Raw genomic sequence first — 1,471 nt, forward strand, 5'->3', positions numbered from 1 at the left:
ACCGGGTGGCGACGGTGTGGCGGAATCGGTGGGTGCGGTTGAAATCGACCAGGGCGCCGGTGCTGTCGCGCACGTCCAGTCGGACGGCCAGATCGGTCAGCAGATTCCGCAGGGTGTTGCCGGAGTAGGGCCGGTCGCCGTTGCGGTTCATCAGCGTTGCCAGGAACAGATACTTCGGGGTCCTGCCGGGGGCGCCGTGTTCGGCGAAAAATCTTGCGACCCAGTCTTGTTGTTCGCGGATGATCGCGACGACCTCGGCATGCACCGGGATGGTGTCCGGCGCGCCGTCGATCTTCGTCTGCTGGTAGCGGAGTTTGGCGACCAGCCCCTGCTCGTTGCCGCCTGCGGCAGCCTCGCCCGGCGAGGACGACGGCGCGGTCGGCGGCGCGGTCGGCGACAACGGCAACAGCGGGTCGCGGTCGAGCAGGCAGATCTCGCTGACCCGGCGACCCAGCAACGCCACCAGCATGGTGATCCGCATGGCCTGCTCGTCCCCGAACCCGCCGTCGACGACGGCGGCACCGAGCAGATCCAGCCCGGCCATGATCCGGGTCATGGCGTCGTCGTCGATGACCTGACCGTCGAGTCGGGGCCGGGGCTTGCCGCCCAGCTCACCACGCCGGTAGAAGCCGGCGTGCTCGGGTCCGAGTCGTAACCAGCCCGGTTCGGCCAGCGCCGCGGCCGCCGCGTCCTTGTTGTCGGTCATGAACAGGTAGAACTGCTCCACATCGCTGGCCAGGCGTTGCACCGACGTCAGCGACAACCGTTGGCCGGCGCGGCGTCCACGGGTGGCGTCGCGGCCCCGCAGACGGCCGAGAAACTCCAGCATGAGCGCGCGCACCCCACCCGCGTGATCGACCAGCCACGGCCCGTCGACGCCGCGACCGCTCAGAAACGTATCGAACTCGCCCACCGCCACGATCCGGCGGTGCACCGTCGACCAGGTCAACACCCCGGTCTCCAACCCGACCTTGCAGTGCCATTGCAGACCGCGCCGCAGCCAGCGGGTGCCGATCCGGTCGAATCGCACCGAGTACCGGCCCATCGGCTCGTGCTCACGCAGCGGGATCCGATTGTCCTCGACCGGGTTCCAGCGGTCCCGCTGCCACCACGGGCCGGTATCGGAGGCGGTGACGAGCAGACGCATCATCCGGGTCAGCAACCGGCGAATGTGGGTCATCGTGGTGGCCGCCGGCAACCGTCGGCCCCGCCGGTGCACCGCACGCCGGATCTGTTGACACCAGTCGGACACCGACAACCCGAGCAAGGAGGCGGGCGCTCGCCCGGCACGATCGGCGATCACCTCACCGAGCCGGCGCACCAGCATGCTCAGGCTCGGTGTCGGGATCTTCCCGCCCAGCTCGATGATTCGGAACACACACCACGCCACCTCCCGGCGCATCGGCTCCGGCAGCGGCGACAGGTCCACCCCGGCCCGCCAGGTCCCGTCGTGGCAGAACGCTCCCGCGTA

General features: G+C 69.6%; 1 pseudogene. It reads right to left on the reverse strand.

Annotation, left to right across the window (positions count from 1 at the left end):
• A pseudogene (locus P3H15_RS53920) lies at positions 1–1,378 on the reverse strand (hypothetical protein); the annotation flags it as partial.
• Between the last annotated feature and the right edge of the window lie 93 nt (positions 1,379–1,471).

Origin of the sequence: Rhodococcus sp. T2V (assembly GCF_029269925.1) — a bacterium.
GTDB lineage: Bacteria > Actinomycetota > Actinomycetes > Mycobacteriales > Mycobacteriaceae > Rhodococcus_F > Rhodococcus_F koreensis.